This window comes from Cellulosimicrobium funkei (assembly GCF_004519295.1).
Taxonomy (GTDB): domain Bacteria; phylum Actinomycetota; class Actinomycetes; order Actinomycetales; family Cellulomonadaceae; genus Cellulosimicrobium; species Cellulosimicrobium funkei.
In genome coordinates, this window is record NZ_SOZH01000019.1 from 1 (window position 1) to 1,098 (window position 1,098).

The 1,098-nt window shown below is 72.1% G+C and carries 1 protein-coding gene; it reads right to left on the bottom strand.

The genetic code is table 11. The annotated features are described in order from the left end of the window. Window positions 1-1,089, bottom strand: a 1,089-nt coding sequence (locus E1O70_RS19740; protein ID WP_420808502.1) for an Ig-like domain-containing protein, incomplete at its 3' end; no start/stop codon positions are given. Window positions 1,090-1,098 lie beyond the last annotated feature (9 nt).

Here is a 1,098-nt window from a genome sequence, read left to right on the forward strand (position 1 = left end):
CTGGTCGGTGAGGCCGGGGACCTTGACGAAGGCCTTGGCGGTCAGGCCGTCGATGTCGGTCGCGGTGTAGGTGATGACCTGGCGACCCTCGGTGAGGGTGACGGTGAGCTCGCCGTCGGGGGTGACGCTCGCGGTGCTCGCGTCGGTGGTGACGGTGAGCTCGCTCGCGGCGCCGTCGGGGTCCTCGTCGTTGTCCAGGACGGGGACGGTGACCTCGGTCTTGCCCAGGATGTCCTCCACGGGCACGGTGTCGTCGCGCGCGACCGGGGGCAGCAGGGGCGCGTTGGCCGAGACGTTCACGGTGACCGCGCCGGTCGCGCGGGCGCCGTAGGTGTCCTGGATCTGGTAGTAGAACGTGTACGAGCCGTCCTGGTCGGGCGAGGTCAGCACGATACGGTCGGCCACGACCTCGGCGTCCAGGTCGTGGGTGTCCTCGATCCCGCCCGGGACCAGGCCGACCTGGTCGCCGTCGGGGTCGGTGTCGTTGGCCAGCGCCGCGACCGAGACCGTGCGCCCCGGGCGCACCGTCACCTCGTCGTCCACCGCGACCGGCGACTGGTTGGTGTCCGCGGGACGGGCGATGCCGACGTTGACCGTGCCCGTGGCGGTGGCGCCGCGCGCGTCGAGCACGGAGTAGGTGAACGTGTCCGCCCCGGTCGCGTTCTTCGACGCCGCGTACTCGATCATCCCGTCCACGACCCGGGCGGTGCCCTTGCCCGCGGGGGTGGCGATGCCGGTGACCTGGACGGAGTCGCCGTCGGGGTCGATGCCGTCCAGCGGGACCGCGATGCGCACGCTGGAACCGGACAGCACCCGGGCCTCGATCTCGCGCGGCTGCGGCGGGGCGTTGTCCTCGCCGTCACGGATCCGGATCGTGACCTGGGCCGAGTCCTCCTGCCCGTTGACGTCCCGCACCCGGTAGATCGCGTACGCCGTGCCCGCCTCCGAGCCCGCCTTGAACCGCAGCGTGTCCTCCGAGACGAACGCCTCGCCCAGTGCGGAGTCCACGTCCTGCTCCAGCTCGGGCTGCAGGAACAGCTCCAACCCGTCCGGGTGCGTGTCGTTCCTCAGCACCGGGACCGTCACCACGTCCCCCGC